Origin of the sequence: Niabella sp., assembly GCF_030150205.1 — a bacterium.
GTDB lineage: Bacteria > Bacteroidota > Bacteroidia > Chitinophagales > Chitinophagaceae > Niabella.
The window spans coordinates 275468-299515 of record NZ_JASLGT010000002.1; the positions used below are offsets into that span (position 1 = coordinate 275468).

Here is a 24048-nt window from a genome sequence, read left to right on the forward strand (position 1 = left end):
TTTGAAATTAACATAACCGGGTATCCATGGCCTTTTACGATCTTTCTAAAACAGTCCGTGCGGCACTGGTTGATGAGATCCGCAAGATGCTGGAGCGGGCGCTGCGAAATGGCAGGCGTAAGGATTGCGTCCAATATTTTAACGATGCCGATACCTATATCCGTAAAACGGTCTACCTGGCTATGGGACGGATTTATGCTGCGGAGCCGGATCAGCAAATGGCTGTTTTAAAAATGCTGGAGCTGCTGTTAACGCACCAGAGCTTCTATGTGCGGCAAACGGTGGTAAATGCAGCAGGTGAGATTGGAAAGAAGGATTTCAAGGTCGTTCAATCGTTCTTTGATAAAGGATTGTTTGATAAACACCATGCGGTGCGAAATGCGGTGATCGGTTCTGTAAAAAAGATGGGGGAGGTGAATCCCGCACCAGTGCTTCAATGGGCAAAACAATATCTGCACCATGAAGATAAGGAAATCCGCCGCGAGATCTGTCATGGCATTGAGCTGCGCGGCCGGAAGTATCCCCTGGATATTTTGCCACTGCTAAAGGAGCTGGAATTTGATCAAACTGCCAGGGTCCGGAATACACTGGTGCATGTACTGGGGCAGATCGCTTATAAAAAAGGATGTTTGCCCCTTGTACTGGCCGATCTGCAAACCTGGAAGAACACGGCGCTGGTGGCAGATGCGCTGGAGGAGATTATTGATGTGCACGACCGGTATAAGGATTTTGCCGTGCTTACACAGGAGGAAGCAAGGATAATGGTGGGGGTGTATTTTAAGTAGTAGTCATAAACCGGCGCAACCGGCAATAGTCTTATCCGTTTAATTCCGCATTTCTTTTTTAATAGCAGCCAGAAATTCCGGAACGCTTTTAAGGGGATCATAGGGGGCGCCCATGCTGTTGGTATTGTTGGGACCGGATAATGTTTCAATGGGAATATACCCCCGGTAGCCGGATCTTTTTATAATGGCCAGCACGCGTGCAATGTCTGTTTTTACCGCGCTCTTTGCTCCGAAGGGACTTTCTTTAAACTGGAAATTGACGGCGTAGGGCATTACTTTTTCCACATCGATATAGGGATCACGGGTTACAAAACTGCCGATGTCGACTACCACGCCCAGCCATTCTGAATGGACCAGCTTCAGCAGGTAGATGGTTTCTTCCGCAGTTTTCAGAAAGTCTGCATGGTTTTGTATACCAATTAAAACACCTTTTGTTTTTGCATAAGCCACACATTCCTTTATACAGGTTGCCATATAGCCGGCAATGCTATCCCATTTATTTTCATAGCCTGGCGGAATATTCCCTGAGAAAATGCGCACAACCGGAGCGCCCAGTTGTTGGGCTACATCGATCCAGTCTTTTACCAGCTGCACATCGGCCGCCCTTTTTGCAGGATCCGGATGTGCGAAGTCATTTTTAACGCCGGTACCACTGATATCCAGCCCCAATAAAAAGGCTTTGCGTTTGATCCGGTTAATAAATTCAGGGGCTGGTTTTTGCGGATACCCCGGAAAATAATAACCGGTCATATCAACCGCATCAAAATTATGCGCTGCTGCAAATTCAAGAAGTGCTTCCATGCTCATACCGGATGCGGTATCCTTAAGATGGTCATTGAGCATTTTTGAAAACGAGTAAGCATTGAGGCTTGTTTTTATATAGGACTTCCCCGGCCGGTGTTGAACGGGCTGCGCTAATGCCGCACCCGCGATAAAAAACAATGTAAAACAAAACAGTAAGCTTCGTTTCATACGGATCGTATTTAAGGTATGAATTTCGGTACCCCTGGTTATATAAACCAATAAAACTGCGAAAACGTTTTATGAACGGCCACTGAGCATTTGGTATGTATTTACGAAGCCGTCAGGATCATCGGGACTTAATGCAATTTTTTTGTGATTTACCGTTTCAAGAAGCACCGCCTTATCCTTCCGGGTCATATACCATTTCATAGTGCCCAGTTGCTTATTGCCAAAGATTCCATAATAGCCAAACATGCCCCCGCTGCCGAATATCCGCCAGGACCAGCGCAGCAGTTTTGGATCAATAACTTTGGCAGATACCAGTGTGGTTAGCGGGATGCGTTTGTTCCCAAAGGGGCGGCAGATGGTGAGTTTCTCGTTGCTGATCCGGTATTTTTTTACAGAAAGCCCAAACGACAGCACCAGTGTAAGTATGCAAATAAGCAATAACAGAACAAGCGGAAAGCCGCGGACGGCTTTTTCATAAATGCCGGTAATGCCCAGTACGGTCAGCAGTAGAAGCGTGACACTTGCAGTAATGATTTTGGTTGATAGATCGTATGAAGCACTGAATTTCATAAAACTTATTTTTTAAAGGCACGAAACAGGTAAACGATTGTGGGTGCAATATAGATCAGCATGATCACAACGACCAGCCAACGGCCTGCCGGATTAGTACCATGGAGCGTTGAATAACGAATGAAAAACACAAGTAGCACCGATAGGATTCCGGTTGCAAGTTGAAGCCAGGTACACATACGTTGCGCCAGTCTGTATTGGCGCTCCCTGTTTTCCGATGTGATGGTGACCGGGTAATTGAATCTGCTGGGATTTTTTTTTACAAAATGAAGCAACAGGAGTACAAGTGTAAAAATTGCGGGCAACAGTAACAGGGTGTATTTGCTCCCAAAATTATCCGCTGTTCCCCGGATATTAAAATGAATAGGAATTTGTTCCGGCAGTTGGGGCAGGGTGCCCAGTGCAATGCCTAATGATACAACCTGGAGCAGCCATGCCAGCCGGACTAACAGGCGGTGTGGTTTTGCAGGTGAAGGAGTTGCTTCTTGTGTAGAAGGTATCATGGCTTTTTTTTAATAGTAGTAGTAAAGATCCGGTTTCCCATAACACATTGTTTAAAGCTGCTGCAGCAAGGGATAAAGCAGCAGGCGGTAAATAACTTCGGCAATAATCAGGGCAGCAGCAAAGAGTAGGTAGTGTGTGGCCTTTCGGGCGTGCACCGCTGTCCGGAACCCGTTTACCAGCAGCACAATGGCGTAGACGAAAAATCCCAGCATCAGTAAACTGACTAATGTAGATATCCACAGTGTAGACCCGGACAACGTTTCCAGACGGTTATTTTTCACCGCCTGCATAATCTGATCCATAACAGTTCGGATAAATGGAAGCTGCAGGACCAGGATACCAAAGCTTAAGGGAATACGGTGGATCATTGTGGCATTCAGGATGTCGATGATCCTTGTTTTGGGATTAATGGCCTTGCCCACGCCGGATAACAATGCACAGACCAATAATGTGCATACTACCGCTTCCGTTATGGCTCCGGTCAGGGATAAATCCGCCCTGGGCGATACATGATATACTCCATCGTTGGTTTGTTGCGCCCACCAGAACAGCCATATGGAAAGCAGGAGGCCAATAATTCCGCCGATTGCTAAATCCCTTTCAGGGTAGCGTTCAAAGGGATTGAAAATAGTTTTCCAGTTTTTAGACATCAGGGGACATTTTTTTAATTTTTTCAATCATATCGTCCATTTTATTGCGCATGGTCGGATAGCTGATCCCGGCCTGTTTCGACATTTCTTTGATACTACCGCTGGCCAGGAAAAAGTCCATGATAAAATTTTGCTCCTCCCGGCTTAGTTTCAGGTAAAGCGGTAACTCGTAGTTGCCGTTTACCTGTGTGTGGCAGGCATCGCATTGTAGCTGACTTACCTTCAATGGATTTTCACAGCTGGGACAATAAATAGGGAGTTTCATTTAATAAAGTTAAATGATATTTTAATAAAATTAAAATAATTATTCAAAAAGGTGAAATACTTCGCTGGGACCGATGTAGTGGTCATCCAATGGTATAACTTTTTAACCGGTTACAAAAAGGCTCAATAATTTACAAGCTAATGGACAGGTTGTCAAATGCGAGGTTGCGGCCGGGCGGCAGCGTATCTTCAATGTCCTGATGCAATCCCATTTGATGGGAAATATGGGTGAAATAGGTTTGGGGAATTTCCAATTCGTCGGCCATTGCAATAGCCTCTTTTAGTGTAAAATGGGAAATATGGGGTTCATGGCGCAGCGCATTCAATACCAATACCTTTGATCCGCGGATCTTTTCTTTGCTGGTTTTATCGATGCGGTTTGCATCAGTAATATAAGTGAAATTACCAAAGCGGAATCCCAATACCGGCATGCGCATATGCCAAACCGGGATGGGATCTACCCCGAGGTCACCGGTTGAAAAAGGCTGTTGTTCGTCAATATAATTCAGGTTAATAGATGGCACACCAACAATCGGATGTTCGCTAAATGCGTAATCGAATTCCATTTTCACACGATTGGCAGTGGCTTCAGTAGCAAAGACCTCCATCGGTTTTTGCTGAAAGTAATTGTAAGCGCGTACCTCGTCCAGCCCGGCAATATGGTCTTTATGGCTATGGGTAAGGAGCACAGCATCGAGTCTTTTTACGGATTGGCGCAGCATCTGGTAGCGAAAGTCGGGGCCGGTATCCACCACCAGCGTGGTTTCGGGCGATTGTACAAGGATACTCGACCGGAGGCGCTTGTCTTTAGGATCGGCCGACCTGCAAACCACACAATCACAGGCTACCATGGGCACCCCGGAACTGGTTCCGGTACCAAGGAAGGTGATATGGAGGGAAGGGTAGGACATGGTAAATGCTTAAGGCATAGTGCTTAACGCTTGTGCGCATTGCTTGCGGATGGCTTTTAAGTTCATTAATTTAGCTTTTATTTCATTGATAATCAATCCCAGGCGCTGATATTTTTCGTTACCGGTATATTCCTGATTATAAGTCTATAGCTTTTAGCTCTCAGGCTGTTCTTCGTCCGGTGCCGCATTTTCCACTACTTCCGCATACAGCTTTTTTGCACTTTCATCCAGTTGCGTGGTGTCAATATCCAGCTGCGGAATGATCTCGAGGAGCGCGTTGATCCGCCCTTCTGTTTGCAAAAACTTATTGAGCACCACCACTTTCTTGTTATCCAGGATACAGTACCCGCTTTGAAAAGTGCCCCGTTCATAGCGCAGCACATAGCCGCACTGCTCCGGTATCGTTTCCAGTTTATTCAGGGAGTTTTGTGTGTACTTGATCATGTCTTTCTTTCAATAACAACAAAGATAGTCTTCGTTGCTGATATCGGTTCTTTGGTCTTTGTTAGTTTCCCGGTTCCTGAAACGGATGGAATTTTATCCGCAGTGAAAAACATGGAACAACAACGTTCCTTCATTTTCACATTTTCACATTCTCACATTTTCACATTCCCCGCATTTCCACATTTTCCTAACTTTACCGCAACTTAAAAAATGGCAAACGTTCGCAAAATTATCAACGACCCGGTTTATGGGTTTATTACGATTGATCACCCCCTGCTACTGGCCATCATTTCCCATCCCTATTACCAGCGTTTACGAAGCATTCATCAAATGGCTTTTGCACACTTGGTATATCCCGGAGCCGTTCATACCCGTTTGCTTCATTCCCTTGGAGCCTATCACCTGATGTGCACGGCCCTCCAGGAGTTAAAGGGGAAGGGCGTGGTGATCACTGCGGATGAGGAGCTGGGGGCAAAGATCGCCATACTGCTGCATGATATCGGTCATGGCCCTTTTTCGCATGCTCTGGAGCATGAACTCATACCCGGCGTGCACCATGAGAAGCTTTCGCTGGCCATTATGGAGGACCTGAACCAGCAGTTTAACAATCAGTTAGAAACTGCTTTGGCTATTTTTACCAATCAGCATCCCAAAAAATTCCTGCATCAGCTTGTTTCGGGTCAGCTGGATGTAGACCGGATGGACTATCTGAACCGGGACAGTTTTTTTACCGGTGTAGCAGAAGGTGTGATCGGGTACGACCGCATTCTGAAAATGCTGGCCGTACAGCAGGATAACCTGGTAGTGGAGGAAAAGGCGATCTATTCCATCGAAAAGTTCCTGCTGAGCAGGCGGCTGATGTACTGGCAGGTATACCTGCACAAAACCGTAGTAGCTGCTGAAAAAATGCTGGTGATGATCATTCGCCGGGCAAAAGAGCTCATTGCACAGGGCGTGCGTGTAACAGCGGCTACCGATGCGTTGGAACACTTTTTATTGCACGGCGCTGCAAAAGCAGAGGACCGCGGCCGCTTATTGATGGATTTTTGCAGCATGGACGATCATGATATGGCGGCTACCATCAAGAATTGGTGCCGGCACGGGGATATTGTTTTATCGCATCTTTGCCGGGGGCTGGTAGAACGAAGAATCATGAAGATCCGGTTGCAGGCCCGGCCTTTCGAGGAGGCCTTCCTGTTGCAAACCCGTAGTGAAATGGCCACAGCAATGGGGATCAGCGAAGAAGAAGCCGCCTACTTTGTTTTTTGGGGAGAGGCCAGCAATAGTTTATACAATCCTAAGAACGAGGCCATTACCATTCTTTATAAGGATGGCAGTTTAAAGGATATTTCGGAGGTGGATCATGCGCTGATCAATGTAAAAACAACGATCCCTGTTAAAAAATATTACATTTGTTCTTTTAGGAGTCATTAAAATTATTTATTTGCAATATGACATTTACTGCATCGCAGATTGCTGCAATGATCAACGGCCACATTGAAGGAAATTCGGAAGCTGCTGTTGGGAATTTTGGAAAAATAGAAGAAGCCACAGAAGGCCAGCTGAGTTTTTTGGCCAATCCCAAATATGAAGAATACCTGTATGCAACCAGGGCCAGTGTGATTATTGTAAATGAAACACTTGAGCTGAAAAAGCCGGTAACAGCGACCCTGATCCGTGTAAAAGACGCCTATTCTGCATTTGCCACCCTGCTGGGCAAGTACCAGGAGATCATGCAGCAGCAATTAAAAGGCATTCAGGAACCTTCCTATATTTCAAAAACAGCCCGGTATGGTGCCGAAGTTTTTATTGGCGCCTTTGCCTACCTTGGCGAAAATGTAAAAGTGGGGGATCATACAAAAATTCATCCCAATGCTTATATCGGCAACAATGTTTCCATAGGGGATCATACGGTCATTCATCCCGGGGTAAAAGTGTTGCACAACTGTGTAATCGGCAGCCATGTAACCGTACATGCCGGAACGGTGATCGGCAGTGACGGATTTGGGTTTGCCCCACAGGCAGATGGCACGTTTGCCAAAGTGCCCCAGATCGGGAATGTGGTGATTGAGGATCATGTGGAAATTGGAGCCAATGCTACCATCGACCGGGCCACCATCGGTTCTACCATTATCCGCTCAGGTGCTAAACTGGACAACCTGATACAGATCGCCCATAATGTGGAAATTGGTAACAGCACCGTAGTGGCGGCGCAGGCTGGTATCAGCGGCAGCACCAAGGTTGGGAAAGGTGTAATGATCGGTGGCCAGGTAGGCATTGTAGGGCACCTGCATATTGGCGATGGCGCTAAAATTAACGCTCAAAGCGGCGTAAGTAAAAATATTGAGCCCGGCAAAGCGGTAACGGGTTCCCCTGCTTATGACTATACCGCGGCGCTGAGAAGCCAGGCGCTGAACCGCAAACTGCCGGATCTTGAAAAACGGATAAAAGAGCTGGAAGAAGCATTAAATGCCTTAAAAAAATAAGATAACGGTTCCGGTGCCCTTTTCAGGATTACTACCGTTCATTATTGCGGCCCATTGATTTTATAAATATATTTGCGCCCACAAATCAGATACATGGATAATCATTTCAACCCCGACAAACAACATACACTGAAACAATCTGTTAGCATCAGCGGAACCGGTTTGCATACCGGTGTGCTGGCAGATCTTACGCTGAAACCTGCAAATGCGGGTTTTGGTATTCAGTTTCAACGGGTTGATTTGCCAAATAAACCCATTATCAAAGCGGATTGCGACCTGGTAACGGATACCAGCCGGGGTACTACCCTGGAGTCGAACGGTGCTAAAGTAAGTACCGTAGAACACCTGTTAGCTGCATTGGTGGGAATGGGGGTAGATAATGTACTGATTGAGATCAACGGCCCGGAGATACCCATTAAGGATGGCAGCGCCATGCCGTTTATCGAGATTATTGAGGATGCGGGCATCGAAGAACAGGATGCTACCAAATTGTGGTACTCGATTGATGAAAACCTGTACCTTACCGATGATGATAAACGCGTGGAAATGGTGATCATGCCTGCGCGGGAATACCAGATTACCACCCTCATCGATTTTAACTCGCCGGTATTGGGCACCCAGCACGCAGAATTAAAGACCATGCGGAATTTTAAGGAGAAGATCTCCACCTCCCGTACATTCTGCTTTTTACACGAGCTGGAAATGCTGCTTCAGCACAACCTGATCAAAGGCGGTGATGTAAACAATGCGATCGTGGTGGTAGATAAACCAATCGGGGATGAGGAACTCAACCGCCTGAAAAAAATATTCAACAAGGACGATATCGAGGTAAAAAGCGAGGGCTATCTCAATAACCTGGAGTTGCGTTTCCCCAACGAGCCCGCCCGTCATAAGTTGCTGGACATCGTGGGTGATCTGGCGCTGATCGGGTATCCGGTAAAAGGACGGGTAATTGCCAACCGGCCGGGGCACAGCTCCAACGTGCAGTTTGCCCGCCTGATCAAAAAACACATCAAGGCCAATAAACATTTAAAAGGAGTGCCGCATTATGATGCCAGTGTTCCGCCTGTTTACGACCTTCAGTATATTGAAAAAACACTGCCCCACCGGTTTCCCTTTTTACTGGTAGATAAGATCATCGAACTTACCGATGAGCGTATTGTAGGGGTAAAGAACGTAACTTTTAACGAGTGGTTCTTCCAGGGACATTTTCCGCAAAACCCGGTAATGCCCGGCGTATTGCAGATTGAGGCACTGGCGCAGTGTGGCGGCATCCTGGCCATCAATCTTGCCGGAGAAGGTCAGTACGATACCTATTTTCTTAAAATAGATAACTGTAAATTCAAGCAAATGGTACGCCCCGGCGATACCATGATCCTGAAGATGGAGCTTACGGCCCCCATCCGCCGTGGTATCTGCGAAATGCGCGGTACGGTGTATGTAGGCGGTAAGGTTGCCACAGAAGCCGACCTGGTGGCCCAGATCGTAAAGCGGTAAGCGCCTGCGGCGTTCCGCGTTTATCGTTTAAAGTTCCAGGTTGGATCCGGTTTTATACTCCGTGATCTGGTGCTGATGCCAGGCATGTGTTTTAGCGTTTCGGTTTTGCCATCTGGAGTCGGTATCAATTCTTGATTCTGCACACCGGAAGATTTAATTTATAATATCAAACATCTAACTGACGTATTATATCCAACGTGATCAATGAAAAAGAAAATTGCTACCCTCCTGCTACTGCTGACCTTTTTATCAAAATTGCTTCAGGCACAAATTCCAGTCGGTTTAAAATATGATATTAATAGTACTCCATTAAACGGGTATTTTGATCCGCTGACCTATAATCCAAAGGAAAAAATAACGGCCATCTATTATTCGGACTCTTATGAAAAGGGATATTACTTTGATACGGATGGCCGGAAGATAACGGGACTAATCCGGTTTAAAGGGGACAAAATCTTTTTCAAAAGCGGGAAAACAGAATCGAGAGATAAGATCAGGCCCCGCGAAATAAAGCAGTTTGTGATTGGTATAGATTCTTTTATTGCCATTTCAAACTATTATCATAATGATCGGAAAAAAAATGAATGGGAGTATGCACAGTACATTGCTAGCTTTGATGGGTATACATTTGTAAAACACTATTACTTTCCTTCAGGCGTAGCCCAGCAATATGGAGGTAAGCCTCCGGTTATTGAAACCTTCCTTGTAAAAGCCGATAATAGTGATACATGGGAACTGTTAAATGATAAGGGAAACGTACACAAAAGCCTCCAAAAGTATTTTTCACAGATTCCCAATATGGAAAAAAGATTTAAAGCGGCTCAATCGTCAAATGATGCAACATTATGTCTCATCAAAATGGCTGCGTATTACCATAACCAGCAAACGGCGAGTCCTGTTTATTATGATCAATATTGGCAGGAGGTAAGAGACGCAGGCAGGGCCACTTACAGAGCCGAGATCCGTGACCGGCATGATTCTATATGGACCTTTGAGTATTACAGGGACAAGACAAAATTATTTTCAGCACATTACAGCTCTTTTTATCCCAATATAAAAGAGGGTGATTTTATTTTATATTATCCAGACGGGAAGATCAGGGAAACGATTTTGTATAAACAGGATGAGCCAAAAGAAACAAACCTATTTGATGAGCATGGCCGGCAGACGTGTCATTATTTGGCTGGAGGAAAATGGGAAAATGGTAAAAAACGGAAAAGGGAAGAAGCGAGCGATGATTTGATTCAATTTGTTTCGGTAACAAATGCCGTGGGTGAGAATGTCATTAAGACGGGCAATGAAATGGTGGCACATGCCGTGATAGACCCTTTTGACGGATCTGCCTACAACTATTTGTTTCAAAACGGAACACTGCGTAACGCCTATCGTTTACAGGGTAAAGACACAATATTTCAAACTGTAAACCGGGATTTTGATTTTAAGATCGCCCCGCTTCAAAAAAAGTTCGACAACTATATGCTTACGAAACAGTATGATGAAGCCCTGAGTGTAAATGCCCAGGGAACGCTGCTTGTTTCCGTACTTATTGATCATAAGGGAGCGGTTAGATCCGGTAAAATTTTAAATTCCATTCATCCGGAAATAGACAGTCTTGCAAACGGATTTATCAGGAAGTATCTGTTTTCCGGGTATAAGCTTGTTACCAATGTTAAGAATAAAAAGCGGACTGCGTTTTTTATTGAAACGGTCATCCCTTTTGAGTTTGGCATCAACCGCTTTTACAGGAAGCCCGTAAGATACTACAATAACAATCTTAATTTCCTGATGATGAATCAAATGATGAACCGCATGATGATGAATGATTTTAAAGTGCCGGCACCGCCTACGTTCCCTGGAAGATTTTAGAGAATAATGTTTCAGAAGCACAACGTGAGGATGGTATAAAGAAACACTGAGAGTGTGATTGACCCCAGCTCAAAATGAAGCCTCCCTAGCGGCGTTCCGCTTTTATAGTTCCACATTCAATGTTCCAGGCTTGCCTGCCATGGCGGGTTGGATCCGTTTACACACAATGATCCAAAGACGATTGCCCATTCACCGTTTCAGGTCAGCTTCTGATTTTCGATCCCATGATTCCATCGGAATAACTGAAACCTGAAGACCGCTTTATGGCTGAAGCGCTTTTTCGCATTTAACATCAAACGTCCATCAAATATCGATCGGAGTAAAGATCATCGAAGCGGAACGGCATTTTCAAATTTTCAAATTCGCTCATTTCCACATTCCCCCAATTCCCCGTCGCAAACAGCCTTTTCAATTGTCGTTTTTACACAGCAGATCCGGTTCTGCGCCATAGTATGTTTGCATGGTGATTGCATCAGATCTTAAACAATTAAAAACGATAAAAATGAAAAAGACAAAAATCCTCTACTGGACATTTACCGGGCTCATCGTATTGCTGGATGGCGTAATGCCCGCACTTACTTCACATACCGAACTGGCCAAACAAGGAATCAGCCACCTGGGCTATCCCGATTATTTCCGGGTATTATTAACGGTCTTCAAAGTGACCGGCACCTTGTTGCTGGCCCTGCCTTTTATCAAAGGACGCATTAAAGAATGGGCTTATGCCGGTTTTACCTTTAACTTTATCAGCGCAGCGGTTTCGCATACAATGGTGGATGGCTTTGGTGGACAAACCATATTTCCATTGGTTGCGCTGTTGATCCTGGCGGCGTCCTATCATTATTATCACAAACTGCGCCGGCAGGAAACAAAGCATCGTTCCAATCCTTCGCTGCAATACAGTTTGGGATGATCTTAAATAAAACCGATCTTTAAAAAAAATCAAAAACTACAATAATGGCTACAAAAATTACAGTCGAAACAACGATCAATGCACCCGTGGAAAAAGTATGGGAATACTGGACAGAGCCGGAGCATATAAAGAAATGGAACAGTGCTTCAGATGACTGGCATACGCCCCATGCGGAGAATGATCTTCGTACAGGAGGCCGTTTTTCGTCACGGATGGAAGCAAGAGACGGCAGCATGGGATTTGATTTCGGTGGTATATACGACGAAGTGAAAAACCATGAGCAGATCGATTATACCATGGGGGATGGCCGGAAAGTAACTATTCTTTTTGCCGGAGCAGACAATCAAACTTCCATTACCGAAACCTTTGATGCGGAACAAACAAATCCAGTTGAGATGCAGCAGGCCGGATGGCAGGCCATCCTGGATAACTTTAAGCGTTATTCGGAGGCACATTAAATTGCCGGAACCACGTCATTTTTTAACCGCCTTCAGCACCGGCCGGACTTCTTAAGAGGTTCGGCCGGTGTCGTTTAAGGCACATATACAGTGCAGGGTTGCCCCTGTCTTTTATGAAATATGTATAAGTGTATGATATTCAATTTGAAATATTGATTTTTGCAGCATCTGCGGTTATCCACATTTGGGGTAAATTATACCCAAAAAACGGGTATTTTTTCGTAAATTTGTAGACTACTCAATTGAACACGCATTAAAAATTTTCATATTGTATGAGTGAAGAATTAAAGGATGTTGAAGCGGTTTCTCCCCCCGCATACGGAGCAGATAGTATCCAGGTATTAGAGGGGCTGGAAGCGGTGCGGAAACGTCCGGCCATGTATATCGGAGATATCGGTGTAAAAGGATTGCACCATCTGGTTTATGAGGTGGTAGACAATTCCATTGATGAGGCGCTGGCCGGATATTGTAAAAATATTATTGTAACCATTCATGAGGACAACCACATCTCTGTAGAGGATGATGGCCGGGGGATTCCTACAGGCATTAATCAAAAACAGGGAGTAAGTGCTTTGCAGGTGGCCATGACCATCCTGCATGCCGGTGGTAAGTTTGATAAGAATACGTATAAAGTATCCGGTGGTTTGCACGGGGTAGGGGTTAGTTGCGTAAACGCTTTAAGTACCCGCATGCACACCGTTGTACACCGGGAGGGAAAGATATTTGAGCAGGAATATCATATCGGTGTGCCGGATTACCCGGTACGCGAGATTGGTACTACAGATACGCATGGTACCATCCAGCATTTTTGGCCGGATAGCACCATCTTTACCACCACAGAATATAAACGAGAGATCCTGGAAGGTCGTTTGCGCGAGTTGTCTTACCTGAATAAAGGGATTTCGATTACCCTTACCGATAAGCGCGAAAAAGATGACAATGGCGATGATGTAAAGAAGGTATTTCACAGTGAAGGTGGGATCGTTGAGTTTGTGGAAATGCTCGATAAAAGCGCCGGCCGTACTTCTTTGCTGCCCAATATCCTGTATGTAGAGGGATTTGATGCCAATTCCAGTGTTGCAGTTGAGGTGGCACTTACCTATAACGATACCTTCAACGAACATATTTACTCGTATGTAAATAACATCAATACCATTGAAGGCGGTACGCATGTATCCGGTTTTCGCCGCGCATTAACCCGCGTGTTCAACGCCTACGGAGAAAAAAGCGGTTTGTATGAAAAAGCAAAGGTTAAAGTAGAAGGGGATGATTTCCGTGAAGGATTGAGTGCTATTATCTCGGTAAAGGTACCGGAGCCGCAGTTTGAGGGACAAACAAAAACAAAACTGGGTAACTCGGAAGTAATGGGTGTGGTGGATACCACCGTAGCCCGGGTACTGGATGCGTTCCTGGAGGAAAATCCAAAGGATGCCAAGAATATTATTAACAAAGTGATCCTTGCGGCACAGGCACGTGCTGCAGCCAGAAAGGCCAGGGAACTGGTGCAACGGAAATCGGTACTTAGCGGTGGCGGTTTGCCGGGTAAGCTGGCAGATTGCTCCGATAGAAACCCCGAACGTTGTGAACTGTACCTGGTGGAGGGAGACTCCGCAGGTGGTACGGCCAAACAGGGTCGCGACAGAAGCTTCCAGGCAATATTGCCGTTAAGGGGTAAGATCCTTAACGTGGAAAAAGCCATGGAGCACAAGATTTATGAGAACGAGGAGATCCGGAATATTTATACGGCGCTGGGCGTAACCGTGGGAACGCCGGACGATCCCAAGGCCCTCAATCTTGCAAAACTCCGCTACCACAAGCTGATCATCATGACGGATGCCGATGTGGACGGAAGCCACATTGCCACACTTATTCTCACCTTTGTATACCGCTATATGAAAGAGCTGGTAGAGCAGGGATATGTGTACCTGGCGCAACCGCCGTTATACCTGGTTAAAAAAGGAAAGGAATCTGCCTATGCTTATAATGAAGACCAGCGGAAAGCATTGGTAGAGCGCCTGGGTGCCGGCCGTGAAGATTTGGTGAACATCCAGCGATATAAAGGTTTGGGTGAGATGAACGCCGAACAGCTTTGGGAAACAACCATGGATCCGGATCGCAGAACGCTGAAACAGGTAACCATTGAAAGTGCAGCGGAAGCCGACCGTATCTTCAGCATGCTGATGGGCGATGAGGTAGCTCCCCGTCGTGACTTTATCGAAAGCAATGCGAAATACGCAAAGCTGGATATCTAAGCGTTAGATAAGTTATAGAAGAGGCTGTCTCCCGACAGCCTTTTTTTGTGCCTGCTTCAACCAGGGGATCTGTTACCGGGCGCCTGCTTATCTTTTTACAGTTCGTAAAGGAGTATGTAACAATGCCGTTACGCTACAGCTGTATCCAATAAGAAGCGGCTGTATCCAAAGCCACTTTATAATGTGTTGTCGTTATGTTCGCCCCGGAGCAGATCAGTATCTATGGATAGATAACTATTTTTAGCTGCCGAAACAAGTTGCCAATGACAGGTAAAAGACTTTTGATGTCACCGCTTCTTTAAACGGATCGGCCCGGTTTATTGCTGCCGCAACTGTATCTTATATTTTTTGGCAAACTGTTGCTGAGCATCAATAAATTTCTTGTCAATATCCTGGCCTTCTTTCTGAATATTACCTACAATCTGCTGCATTTGCTGCTGCGCATCTGCGGAGGGCGTCTTTGCAAACCGTAACTCCAGGATCTTTTTAAAGTCTTCGTTCAAAACTTTTTTGAAGAACCGGAATCCGTCCAGCAGGGAAGCCTTCATTCCAAAATCGTCTCCGCTAAATTGAACGGCTTCTGCTTTTTTTGTTTCGTCGTTCACGTAGGTCGTAAGATCTGCCAGCGTGTGGTAGGCCTGTGCACTGTCGGATGTTTGGGTCAGCTGCCCAAATTTCTGAGCCTCTGCTCCAACTTCCTTCTGAATTGTTATCAGGCGGTTGTTGTATTCAACGGCCTGCTGTTGGTTCCCTCCGCAGGAGGCTAAAACAATGGTGCTCATCAAGATAAGAACTAATTTTCGCATGGTTTAAAATTTCAATAAAGGTAACGGCTTTTGCAGTAGCCGGTTATTTTTTTTGAGGGGTTAAAAATTCTTTTACATAGCGGGTTATGGTTGCTTCATCGTCTGTTTTGGGCTGCGGCCGCGCACGAAGAAATCTTTTATAGTAATCGGTGGCCCGTGTCTTATTTTTTAAATAATTATCGGAGATACTACCCGCCTGAAACAGGTCTACGGGGTTCTTGAAAATATAGTAGGTGGTATCATAAAACGCCATCGCCTGGTTATAGTTTTTAATCGCAACGGCATTGTCTGCTTTTGCCCTCAAATAGGTTGCCGCCATGTCCTGGATATTATAATTGATACATTCGGTGAGCAATGAGTCGCTGAAAACATAATTTTTCTTCATAGCATAGGCCAGCGCGGCACCATAGGTAGCCGATTCTCCGCCTACATTTTTCAGCTGCAACCAGCTGTAAACACTTAGTACACTGTCGGGTTGTTTTAAATTGAGATAGCTGTAAAGCAGGTGAATATAGGGCATTGAAAGATTCATAGGGGAGGCCCCGCGGGAACGCAGCCGTTCGCCCCAGTTAATAGCTTCGTTGTAACGGCCGGCACTGAAACAAAGATCTACCTTTTTGCCCATCACCGGAAAATAGCTGGTATCCGATTGTAAAAAGCGGTCTGCCAATTGCTCTGCCTCCTTTTTTTGCTTTGCATTGTCGAGGTAGTTACAAAGGTCATAAACCACCCGGCCGGCAGTAGGTTTTAATGCATAGCTTTTCCGGAGATAGGCAATGGCCGAATCGGGTTGCCTGAGTTTTGACCATTCGCCGGCAGCATAATGCCAGTATTTATAATTACCGGAATCCAGCGCTGTGAGATTTTTATAATATTGAAGCGCCGTATATTCATCGCCGGAACGGTCGTAAAGGATGGCCAGGTAAAGCTGGGGCGCCTGCTGTTGCGGATTTTTTTGATGAAGTTTAAGAAAGGCGGCCTGCGCTTCTGCAGTGTGGTCGCTCATGTAGTGCACGTAGCCCAGGTCAAACAGGTACTGCTCGTTCTCCGGAGCCGGCGTTGCAGTTAAATACAGCAGGGCCTGCTCATAATCCTGGTTCTTGCAAAGAGTAACTACCTTAAGCGGATCGTAATCGTTCTGGGCGCCAGCCAGCAGGGAATTGAGGCTTAGCAGGATGATAATGAGTTTTTTAAACATAATGCAGGGTTGATTTGAAGGATATTTTTGTAAATATAACTAATTTGTTAGTTATAAAAGCGGATACTACCTATATATTTAGGAGCTTGTTTAGATAAAAACCCTTAATTTCAACTTTTCAAATCAAAAATTATTCATTATGGCAGATGCAACTCTTACCGCTTACAATGTGAAAACAAAAGAAAAGAATGTACCGATCCAGGATGCTGTGATTTCCCGTACAGCAAAGGGCGGCTATATTGCGAAAGGCCACGACGGCAAAGGAAATAAACTGACTTCTCTTCTTGGAGAGGAAAAAGCACTGGCCGCTATTAAAGCTGGTGTAGCAAAACAAGATTGGTAACCGTTTATATAATTTGTATAAAAAGCGGGTGTTTCAGGTTGACTGAGACACCCGCTTTTTTTGCGGCCGGAATGTGCAGAAAGCGGTTCCGGTTCTTTTTAAAACCGGGAGGAGTAGCCCGCCGGTTCTGCGATCTTGTTCGATATAAAGGTGGCCGGAACAAGTTGCAAGCAGTGTTAGCTGTGGCCCGATGTTGCTTTGTACCCGCATTTTTATGCTTTTGCCACCTATGGACCATGATAACGTTTGCGTAAATAAATAGCCGGAATCACTTTTGAACCCAATGAATTCGACTTAACTTGGCGCCGCAACGTAGCTTGTCTTTTGTCGAAAACAGGATTGCCGGATGGTAAAAAACAGTTTATATTTCTTTTTGTTGTTAATCGGGATGCAACTGCAGGCCCAACCGGGATGGAAATTGCCGGTGGTGCAGGAGCCACGGTTTAGCAACGCCATTTACCGGATCACCAATTATGGAGCTGTGCCGGACGGTTATATGCTCAATACCAAAAGCATTCAGGCGGCCATTGATGCCTGTTCGCAGAAAGGGGGCGGAACGGTACAGGTGCCCTCCGGTTTATGGCTTACCGGTCCCATCGTATTAAAATCGGGTGTGAACCTGAACCTGGCAGCGGGTGCAACCCTGCTGTTTACTTCGGACAAGTCGCAATATGCCCTGGTAAAAGCCAATTGGGAAGGATTTCCGCAAATGCGCAACCAATCGCCCATATCTGCAGAAAATGCCCGGAATATTGCCATTACGGGAAAAGGCATCATTGATGGCAATGGTGATGCCTGGCGGGCGGTAAAAAAAGAAAAGCTTACAGAATCACAATGGAAGCAGCGGGTTGCCTCCGGTGGAGTACTCAGTAAGGACGGGCGTATGTGGATGCCTTCTGAGAGCTATGCCCGCGGAGATGCATTAAAAGATCCCGGACGTATTGCCCCCGGTAAAACCGAGACATTTTATGCATCCGTGAAAGATTTTTTCCGGCCCAACCTGCTGGTGCTTACTTCCTGTGATGGCGTGCTGCTGGAAGGGGTTACATTTCAGAACTCCCCCGCCTGGTGCCTGCACCCGCTGATGAGCCGGAACATCACCGTGCGGAATGTGTTTGTAAAAAATCCCTGGTATGCGCAAAATGGTGATGGTATTGACCTGGAAAGCTGCAGCAATGTACTGATCGAAAACAGTGTATTTGATGTAGGTGATGATGCACTTTGTATGAAAAGCGGGCGGGACGCAGACGGGCGCCGGCGTGCCATGCCCACAAAGGATGTGGTGATCCGCGGATGTACCGTATATGCGGCACATGGCGGTTTTGTAGTAGGTAGTGAAATGAGCGGCGGCGTTAATAATGTATATGTAAGCAATTGCACATTTATTGGTACCGATATCGGATTGCGTTTTAAAACCACCAGGGGACGCGGCGGCATGGTAGAAAATATTTTTATCCGGGATATTTATATGAAAGATATTCCGGGGGACGCGCTCCTGTTCGACATGTATTATATGGCAAAGGATCCCGTGCCCCTCGATGGAGAAAAAGCGGATCTTCCCAAAGTAGAACGCTTGCCGGTGGATGAAACCACCCCGCAGTTCCGTAATATTGATATCTGTAATGTATACGTAAACGGTGCGCAACGTGCTGTTTTCCTGAGAGGATTGCCGGAAATGCCGGTAAAGGATATCCGCATCAGCAATGCCGTATTTCAATCAGATAACGGGATCAGCATCCAGGATGCAGCGGGCATCCGGTTTAAAAATGTAAAGATCTTTACCGGAAATGCCGGACCTCTGGCAGATGTGACGAATGCCCGGGATATGCTGTTTGACGGGATCATCTACAAAGAACATACTCCCTTATTAATAAGGGTAAGCGGAGCCGGTAACAAAACGATCCGGTTTACGAACACCGCGTATACCCCAACCACTAAAAAACTGGAGACAGTAGCGGGCGCATCAGAGACCGCGGTCTCTTTTCAATAATCTTTAAAACCAGTGCCGGCATCCATGCGAAAATACATCCTGCTTTTAATGGTCTTTTACACACTGCATGCTGCAGCGCAGGCCCAACCCTATTCCCAGCAAATGGCGCTTACCGCTATGCACATCTGGCCGGACTCTTTTTCGGTGGTTCCGGGTAAACCCGCACGGTGGAGCTATGATCAGGGCGTGATCCTGAAAGGCATCGAAGGCATCTGGCTGGCCACCGGTGATCCGCGGTGGTTCAGCTATATACAACATAGTATGGACTACTTTGTAGGGGAAGACGGACGCATTAAGGATTACGAACCGGGCACCTATAATATCGATCATGTAAATAATGGTAAATTACTATTAACACTTTACCGGGTAACGGGTAAGGAAAAATATAAAAAAGCTGTATTTCAATTAAGGGAACAATTACGCACCCACCCCCGCACCAATGGGGGTGGTTTTTGGCATAAGAACGTATACCCTTACCAGATGTGGCTGGATGGTCTTTATATGGCACAGCCCTTCTATGCAGAATATGCACAGGTTTTTGGAGAAGACAGCATCTTCAATGATGTAACCCGCCAGTTTGTGCTAATGGAAAAGAATGCCCGCGATCCTAAAACGGGCCTGCTTTATCACGGCTATGATGAATCCCGTAAAGAACAATGGGCCAATCCTCAAACCGGTGTGTCGCCGCATTTTTGGGGACGCGCCCTGGGCTGGTATGGCATGGCATTGGTAGATGCGCTGGATTATTTCCCGCAGAACCACCCGGGAAGAAAGGAATTGATTGCCATATTGAACCGGTTGGCGGTGGCCGTAGCAAAGGTACAGGATCCTGCCACGGGCATGTGGTTCGATATCGTAGACCTGCCTGCAAGAAAGCCCAATTATACAGAATCGTCTGCAACCGCCATGCTGGCCTATACGCTGGCAAAAGGCGCCCGCAACGGATATATTGCGATGGATTACCAGGCCAAGGCGGTAAAAGCATTTAACGGTCTGGTAAAATATAAGTTAACACAAAGTGATGGGTTTACCAACCTCGAAGGCACTGTATCCGTGTCTGGTCTAGGAGGAAAACCATACCGGGATGGTAGTTTTGATTATTATATGCGGGAAAAAGTAGTGCAGAATGATCCCAAGGGAATGGGTGCTTTTATCCTTGCCGCCAATGAAATGGAGATGATACCCGGCCTGGCAGCCGGAAAAGGGAAAACGATCGTACTGGATAACTTTTTTAACAATGAATGGCGGAAAGGAGCCGGCGGACAACAGGAACGCTGGCATTATACCTGGAACGACCGGTCGAACGGCGGCTATTCTTTTTTAGGCAATTTATTTGAACAGCAGGGTGCACAATTGCAATCGCTGGAGGAAGCACCCACTGCGGCCAATTTAAAAGATGCAGCCGTGTATATTATTGTGGATCCGGATACCGAAAAGGAAACAGCACAGCCCAATTATATGAATGAACAATCGGCTGTGCAGATCGCAGAATGGGTAAAGAAGGGCGGCATGCTGGTGCTGTTGGCGAATGATGCCGGTAACTGCGATCTTCAGCACTTCAACATCCTGGCAGCGCGATTTGGTATCCGGTTTAATGAAGACAACCAGCTCATGGTAAAGAACAACGATTATGAAATGGGGCGGGTTAACATTCAACCGGGTAATATAATTTTTAAAAATGCCAAAAATGTTTATCTGAAAGAAATAAGTTCTTTGAATCTTTACAAAACGGCCGTACCCGTACTAAAAGCAGGCAGTATAACAGCAATGGCGGTAGCAAAATACGGGAAAGGAACCGTTTTCGCCCTGGGAGATCCCTGGATTTATAATGAGTATGTAGATGGCCGGAAGCTGCCGCTGCAGTACGAAAATTTTAAAGCCGCAAAGGACTGGGTAGGCTGGCTATTGAAAACATCTGTTAACAAACAAAAAAATTAAAATATAAATGCAGTTATCCAAAACAATAATAGCATCCATAAAAAAAGACCCCGTACTGTCTGTTCCTTCGGAGGCCCAGCTGGAACTTCCTGAAAAGGTGTTACAGTTCGGAACCGGCGTGCTGTTGAGAGGGTTGCCCGATTACTTTATTGATAAGGCCAATAAGCAGCACATCTTCAACGGGCGCGTGGTAGTAGTAAAATCGACCGATACCGGTGGAGCTGATGCTTTTGACACACAAAACGGTTTATATACGATTTGCGTAAGAGGACTGGAAGAAGGCAAACAGGTAAACGAATATATTGTAAACAGCGCTATCAGCCGCGTGCTGTCTGCCAAAAGTCAATGGCAGCAGATTCTTGAAGTTGCGCAAAATCCACAGCTGGAAGTAGTGATTTCCAATACCACCGAAATGGGTATTGTAATGAGCGATGATAAGGTCACAGATCAGCCGCCCGCTTCCTTCCCGGGGAAACTGCTGGCGGTGTTGTATGAACGCTTTAAAACCTTTAAGGGAAGCAGGGAGAGCGGTTTGGTGATCATTCCCACGGAACTGATCATTGATAACGGCCGGCAATTAAAAGACATTATTGTAAAGCTGGCTGAACAAAACCAACTGGAAGCAGCATTTATCAGCTGGCTGAACGATGCCAATCATTTTTGCAGCTCCCTGGTAGATCGTATTGTACCCGGCAAGCTGGCGGGGGATGACCTGGAACAAACACAGCAGCAACTGGGCTATACGGATGACCTGATGATTATGAGTGAAGTATTTCGCCTTTGGGCCATTGAGGCTGCAGATCCCCGCGTAGCCGAAGTATTATCCTTTGCAAAAACAGATCCGGGAGTGGTAATTGCGCCCGATATTGAAAAATTCAGGGAACTTAAACTGCGGCTGCTCAACGGAACACATACCCTGTCTTGCGGACTGGCATACCTCTGTGGTTTTGAAACGGTAAAAGCGGCCATGGCCGATAAGAATTTTGATGCCTTTGTTACCAAACTGTCAAAGACCGAACTGGCGCGGGCAGTGGCCGGTACCAATATTTCCTATGAGGAAGCCTGTAAATTTGCTGATGCGGTTATTGAGCGGTTTAAGAACCCGTTCTTAGAACATAAATGGCTAAGCATTAGCTTTGCGTATACATCAAAGATGCTGATGCGGAATGTACCATTGATAAAGAAATATTATGGAAGCGGGGAAGGCAGCGCTTCGTCTGCAATAGCCCTGGGCTTTGCCGCATACCTGCTTTTTATGAAATCGAAGCAGGAAGGAACGGTGTATATGGGATCGGCCAACGGTACACAATATGTGATCAATGATGACAAGGCCGCGGTGCTTTCACAAAAATGGAACGCCCATACAGACCCAGCGGCCGTTGCCGAAGCAGTATTAGCGGATACAGGATTGTGGAACGAAGATCTGAACCAGGTCCCTGGTTTTGCCGAAGCCGTAAAACAACAATTGCAATTTTTAACACAAAGTGGTGCCCAAGCTGCTTTGCAAAACATCATAAAGGAATAAAAATGGCGGAAATCGTTTTAAAAGTCCATCCCAAGGATAACGTTATCGTAGCGTTAAAGGATTTAAAGAAGGGACAGATCATCAGCTACGGGGGTGCCGAATATGAAATACAAAATGACATCGGTGCAAAACATAAATTTTTTACGCAAGACATGCAGACCGGTGATGAAATCATTATGTATGGCGTACTGGTGGGCAAAGCACAGGAATTCATCCCCAGGGGAGGACTAATGACCACGGCCAATACCAACCATGCGGCGGATCCCTTCGAATACCGGCCCTATCAGTATCACTGGACGGCTCCGGACGTTTCGAAATATAAAGACCGGACCTTTAATGGATATCACCGTAATGATGGCCGGGTAGGCACCGCCAATTACTGGCTGTTTATGCCAACGGTATTTTGTGAAAACCGCAACCTGGATGTGATCCGCGAAGCATTGCACAATGAGCTCGGATACGCGGTTACCGATAAATACAAGAAGTACGCACACCATCTTGTGGAGGCCTTTAAAAACCAGAAAGATCTTTCCAATATTACGCTGAACACCCTTCCCGGAGAGAAGAGCGACCGCCTGTTCAAAAATGTGGATGGGATTAAATTCCTGAATCATCAGGGCGGTTGTGGCGGTACCCGCCAGGATGCCGGTACCCTCAGCAAACTGCTGGCGGCTTATGCCGATCATCCCAATGTAGCGGGCATTACCATCCTGAGCCTGGGATGCCAGAACCTGCAGACCAAACAATTGCTTGAAGATATTAAATTAAGAAACCCTTCTTTTGATAAACCCGTCCTTGTATTTGAACAACAGCAATCACAAAGCGAGGAGCAACTGGTGGCCGATGCCATCCGGAAAACATTTGAAGGATTGATTGAAGCGAATAAGATCGAGCGCAGCCCGGCACCTTTAACGGCATTAACCGTTGGGGTAAAATGCGGTGGCAGCGATGGTTTCAGCGGTATCAGCGCTAATCCGGCTGTGGGCTACACCAGCGACCTGTTGGCTGCATTGGGCGCAAAGATCCTGCTGGCGGAGTTTCCCGAACTGTGTGGTGCCGAGCAGCAACTGATCGACCGTACCATAGAGGAATCCGCTGCGCGGAAGTTCATTCACCTGATGACCACATACAACGATCAGGCGCTCAGCGTGGGATCCGGGTTCTTTATGAACCCTTCCCCGGGTAATATAAAAGACGGGTTGATCACTGATGCCATTAAGAGCACGGGTGCTGCAAAAAAAGGAGGTACTTCACCGGTGGTGGATGTGCTGGATTATACAGAGCCCGCTACCAAACCCGGCTTAAGCCTGGTTTGCACACCGGGTAATGATGTGGAGGCCACAACTGGTAAAGCCGCTTCAGGAGCTACCCTGATCCTGTTTACTACCGGGCTGGGCACGCCAACCGGCAACCCGGTTTGTCCTACCATTAAGATAGCCACCAATACTGCGCTGACCAACCGGATGGGAGATATCATCGATATCAATACAGGCGGCATCATCGATGGAGAAAAAACAATTGAACAAATGGGCGAAGAGATCCTGGAGTATTGCATAAAAGCAGCCAGCGGGGAAGTAGTGCCCAAGGCGGTATTACTGAACCAGGATGATTTTATTCCCTGGAAAAGGGGCGTTTCCCTGTAAGGGCAGTTTGCCGCAGGAAGAAAATAAGCTGTA

Annotated in this window: 22 protein-coding genes; 13 read left to right on the forward strand and 9 right to left on the reverse strand. The window is 46.3% G+C overall.

Features of this window, described 5'->3' with window-relative positions; genetic code table 11:
• The first annotated feature begins 26 nt into the window (after positions 1-26).
• A complete protein-coding gene (locus tag Q1V85_RS01730) occupies positions 27-785 on the forward strand; it encodes a HEAT repeat domain-containing protein (RefSeq protein ID WP_300596797.1) in 759 nt (252 codons plus the stop codon).
• 39 nt (positions 786-824) lie between these two features.
• Here Q1V85_RS01730 and Q1V85_RS01735 read toward each other — a convergent pair whose 3' ends face one another.
• From Q1V85_RS01735 to Q1V85_RS01765, 7 genes are all read right to left on the reverse strand, one after another.
• Positions 825-1757 (reverse strand): sugar phosphate isomerase/epimerase family protein, encoded by a 933-nt coding sequence (locus tag Q1V85_RS01735; protein ID WP_300596799.1) that lies wholly within the window; start codon positions 1755-1757, stop codon positions 825-827.
• 69 nt (positions 1758-1826) lie between these two features.
• A complete protein-coding gene (locus Q1V85_RS01740) occupies positions 1827-2327 on the reverse strand; it encodes a PH domain-containing protein (RefSeq protein WP_300596801.1) in 501 nt (166 codons plus the stop codon).
• A 5-nt stretch (positions 2328-2332) separates the two neighbouring features.
• On the reverse strand, positions 2333-2830 hold the full coding sequence (locus Q1V85_RS01745; protein ID WP_300596803.1) for a DUF1648 domain-containing protein: 498 nt from the start codon (positions 2828-2830) through the stop codon (positions 2333-2335).
• Positions 2831-2881: 51 nt separating this feature from the next.
• The gene (locus tag Q1V85_RS01750; protein WP_300596805.1) at positions 2882-3481 is read right to left on the reverse strand and encodes a hypothetical protein; all 600 of its coding nucleotides are present in this window, start codon (positions 3479-3481) and stop codon (positions 2882-2884) included.
• Entirely contained in the window at positions 3474-3746 is a 273-nt protein-coding gene (locus tag Q1V85_RS01755) for a DUF2089 family protein (RefSeq protein WP_300596807.1), read from the reverse strand. Before Q1V85_RS01755 ends, Q1V85_RS01750 begins: the two co-directional genes overlap by 8 nt.
• A gap of 130 nt (positions 3747-3876) precedes the next feature.
• Positions 3877-4656: an MBL fold metallo-hydrolase gene (locus Q1V85_RS01760; protein WP_300596809.1), complete on the reverse strand. Its 780-nt coding sequence runs from the start codon at positions 4654-4656 to the stop codon at positions 3877-3879.
• Positions 4657-4809: 153 nt separating this feature from the next.
• On the reverse strand, positions 4810-5100 hold the full coding sequence (locus Q1V85_RS01765) for a hypothetical protein (RefSeq protein ID WP_300596811.1): 291 nt from the start codon (positions 5098-5100) through the stop codon (positions 4810-4812).
• Positions 5101-5310: 210 nt separating this feature from the next.
• Between Q1V85_RS01765 and Q1V85_RS01770 the strand changes: the two genes are divergently transcribed.
• The 7 genes from Q1V85_RS01770 (at position 5311) to gyrB (ending at position 14572) form a co-directional block, all read left to right on the forward strand.
• Positions 5311-6534, forward strand: a complete 1224-nt coding sequence (locus tag Q1V85_RS01770; RefSeq protein WP_300596813.1) for an HD domain-containing protein — start codon at positions 5311-5313, stop codon at positions 6532-6534.
• Positions 6535-6551: 17 nt separating this feature from the next.
• Positions 6552-7586, forward strand: a complete 1035-nt coding sequence (gene lpxD, locus Q1V85_RS01775; RefSeq protein WP_300596815.1) for a UDP-3-O-(3-hydroxymyristoyl)glucosamine N-acyltransferase — start codon at positions 6552-6554, stop codon at positions 7584-7586.
• A 93-nt stretch (positions 7587-7679) separates the two neighbouring features.
• Positions 7680-9083, forward strand: a complete 1404-nt coding sequence (locus Q1V85_RS01780) for a bifunctional UDP-3-O-[3-hydroxymyristoyl] N-acetylglucosamine deacetylase/3-hydroxyacyl-ACP dehydratase (protein ID WP_300596817.1) — start codon at positions 7680-7682, stop codon at positions 9081-9083.
• A 204-nt stretch (positions 9084-9287) separates the two neighbouring features.
• Entirely contained in the window at positions 9288-10949 is a 1662-nt protein-coding gene (locus tag Q1V85_RS01785) for a hypothetical protein (RefSeq protein ID WP_300596819.1), read from the forward strand.
• A gap of 502 nt (positions 10950-11451) precedes the next feature.
• Positions 11452-11862 (forward strand): DoxX family protein, encoded by a 411-nt coding sequence (locus Q1V85_RS01790; RefSeq protein WP_300596821.1) that lies wholly within the window; start codon positions 11452-11454, stop codon positions 11860-11862.
• 44 nt (positions 11863-11906) lie between these two features.
• Positions 11907-12320: an SRPBCC family protein gene (locus Q1V85_RS01795; protein WP_300596823.1), complete on the forward strand. Its 414-nt coding sequence runs from the start codon at positions 11907-11909 to the stop codon at positions 12318-12320.
• Between the two features lie 272 nt (positions 12321-12592).
• Positions 12593-14572 (forward strand): DNA topoisomerase (ATP-hydrolyzing) subunit B, encoded by a 1980-nt coding sequence (gene gyrB / locus Q1V85_RS01800; RefSeq protein ID WP_300596825.1) that lies wholly within the window; start codon positions 12593-12595, stop codon positions 14570-14572.
• A 317-nt stretch (positions 14573-14889) separates the two neighbouring features.
• Here the strand turns inward: gyrB and Q1V85_RS01805 are convergent, their stop codons facing one another.
• Both Q1V85_RS01805 and Q1V85_RS01810 read right to left on the reverse strand, forming a co-directional pair.
• Complete coding sequence (locus tag Q1V85_RS01805; RefSeq protein ID WP_300596827.1) at positions 14890-15378, reverse strand: hypothetical protein; 489 nt, start codon at positions 15376-15378, stop codon at positions 14890-14892.
• A 43-nt stretch (positions 15379-15421) separates the two neighbouring features.
• Entirely contained in the window at positions 15422-16576 is a 1155-nt protein-coding gene (locus Q1V85_RS01810; protein WP_300596829.1) for a hypothetical protein, read from the reverse strand.
• Between the two features lie 139 nt (positions 16577-16715).
• Here Q1V85_RS01810 and Q1V85_RS01815 point away from each other — a divergent pair, with 139 nt between their 5' ends.
• From Q1V85_RS01815 to Q1V85_RS01835, 5 genes are all read left to right on the forward strand, one after another.
• Positions 16716-16919 (forward strand): hypothetical protein, encoded by a 204-nt coding sequence (locus Q1V85_RS01815; RefSeq protein WP_090390486.1) that lies wholly within the window; start codon positions 16716-16718, stop codon positions 16917-16919.
• Positions 16920-17265: 346 nt separating this feature from the next.
• Entirely contained in the window at positions 17266-18909 is a 1644-nt protein-coding gene (locus Q1V85_RS01820) for a glycoside hydrolase family 28 protein (protein WP_300596833.1), read from the forward strand.
• Positions 18910-18933: 24 nt separating this feature from the next.
• Complete coding sequence (locus Q1V85_RS01825; RefSeq protein WP_300596835.1) at positions 18934-20847, forward strand: glycoside hydrolase family 88 protein; 1914 nt, start codon at positions 18934-18936, stop codon at positions 20845-20847.
• Between the two features lie 7 nt (positions 20848-20854).
• Positions 20855-22372, forward strand: coding sequence for a tagaturonate reductase (locus Q1V85_RS01830; protein WP_300596837.1), 1518 nt, complete (start codon positions 20855-20857; stop codon positions 22370-22372).
• A gap of 2 nt (positions 22373-22374) precedes the next feature.
• Positions 22375-24015: a UxaA family hydrolase gene (locus tag Q1V85_RS01835; RefSeq protein WP_300596839.1), complete on the forward strand. Its 1641-nt coding sequence runs from the start codon at positions 22375-22377 to the stop codon at positions 24013-24015.
• Positions 24016-24048 lie beyond the last annotated feature (33 nt).

Coding starts and splice junctions, on each gene's coding strand:
- Q1V85_RS01730 (WP_300596797.1), top strand. CDS start 27: ATGGCCTTTTACGATCTTTCTAAAACAGTCCGTGCGGCACTGGTTGAT.
- Q1V85_RS01735 (WP_300596799.1), bottom strand. CDS start 1,757: ATGAAACGAAGCTTACTGTTTTGTTTTACATTGTTTTTTATCGCGGGT.
- Q1V85_RS01740 (WP_300596801.1), bottom strand. CDS start 2,327: ATGAAATTCAGTGCTTCATACGATCTATCAACCAAAATCATTACTGCA.
- Q1V85_RS01745 (WP_300596803.1), bottom strand. CDS start 2,830: ATGATACCTTCTACACAAGAAGCAACTCCTTCACCTGCAAAACCACAC.
- Q1V85_RS01750 (WP_300596805.1), bottom strand. CDS start 3,481: ATGTCTAAAAACTGGAAAACTATTTTCAATCCCTTTGAACGCTACCCT.
- Q1V85_RS01755 (WP_300596807.1), bottom strand. CDS start 3,746: ATGAAACTCCCTATTTATTGTCCCAGCTGTGAAAATCCATTGAAGGTA.
- Q1V85_RS01760 (WP_300596809.1), bottom strand. CDS start 4,656: ATGTCCTACCCTTCCCTCCATATCACCTTCCTTGGTACCGGAACCAGT.
- Q1V85_RS01765 (WP_300596811.1), bottom strand. CDS start 5,100: ATGATCAAGTACACACAAAACTCCCTGAATAAACTGGAAACGATACCG.
- Q1V85_RS01770 (WP_300596813.1), top strand. CDS start 5,311: ATGGCAAACGTTCGCAAAATTATCAACGACCCGGTTTATGGGTTTATT.
- lpxD (WP_300596815.1), top strand. CDS start 6,552: ATGACATTTACTGCATCGCAGATTGCTGCAATGATCAACGGCCACATT.
- Q1V85_RS01780 (WP_300596817.1), top strand. CDS start 7,680: ATGGATAATCATTTCAACCCCGACAAACAACATACACTGAAACAATCT.
- Q1V85_RS01785 (WP_300596819.1), top strand. CDS start 9,288: ATGAAAAAGAAAATTGCTACCCTCCTGCTACTGCTGACCTTTTTATCA.
- Q1V85_RS01790 (WP_300596821.1), top strand. CDS start 11,452: ATGAAAAAGACAAAAATCCTCTACTGGACATTTACCGGGCTCATCGTA.
- Q1V85_RS01795 (WP_300596823.1), top strand. CDS start 11,907: ATGGCTACAAAAATTACAGTCGAAACAACGATCAATGCACCCGTGGAA.
- gyrB (WP_300596825.1), top strand. CDS start 12,593: ATGAGTGAAGAATTAAAGGATGTTGAAGCGGTTTCTCCCCCCGCATAC.
- Q1V85_RS01805 (WP_300596827.1), bottom strand. CDS start 15,378: ATGCGAAAATTAGTTCTTATCTTGATGAGCACCATTGTTTTAGCCTCC.
- Q1V85_RS01810 (WP_300596829.1), bottom strand. CDS start 16,576: ATGTTTAAAAAACTCATTATCATCCTGCTAAGCCTCAATTCCCTGCTG.
- Q1V85_RS01815 (WP_090390486.1), top strand. CDS start 16,716: ATGGCAGATGCAACTCTTACCGCTTACAATGTGAAAACAAAAGAAAAG.
- Q1V85_RS01820 (WP_300596833.1), top strand. CDS start 17,266: ATGGTAAAAAACAGTTTATATTTCTTTTTGTTGTTAATCGGGATGCAA.
- Q1V85_RS01825 (WP_300596835.1), top strand. CDS start 18,934: ATGCGAAAATACATCCTGCTTTTAATGGTCTTTTACACACTGCATGCT.
- Q1V85_RS01830 (WP_300596837.1), top strand. CDS start 20,855: ATGCAGTTATCCAAAACAATAATAGCATCCATAAAAAAAGACCCCGTA.
- Q1V85_RS01835 (WP_300596839.1), top strand. CDS start 22,375: ATGGCGGAAATCGTTTTAAAAGTCCATCCCAAGGATAACGTTATCGTA.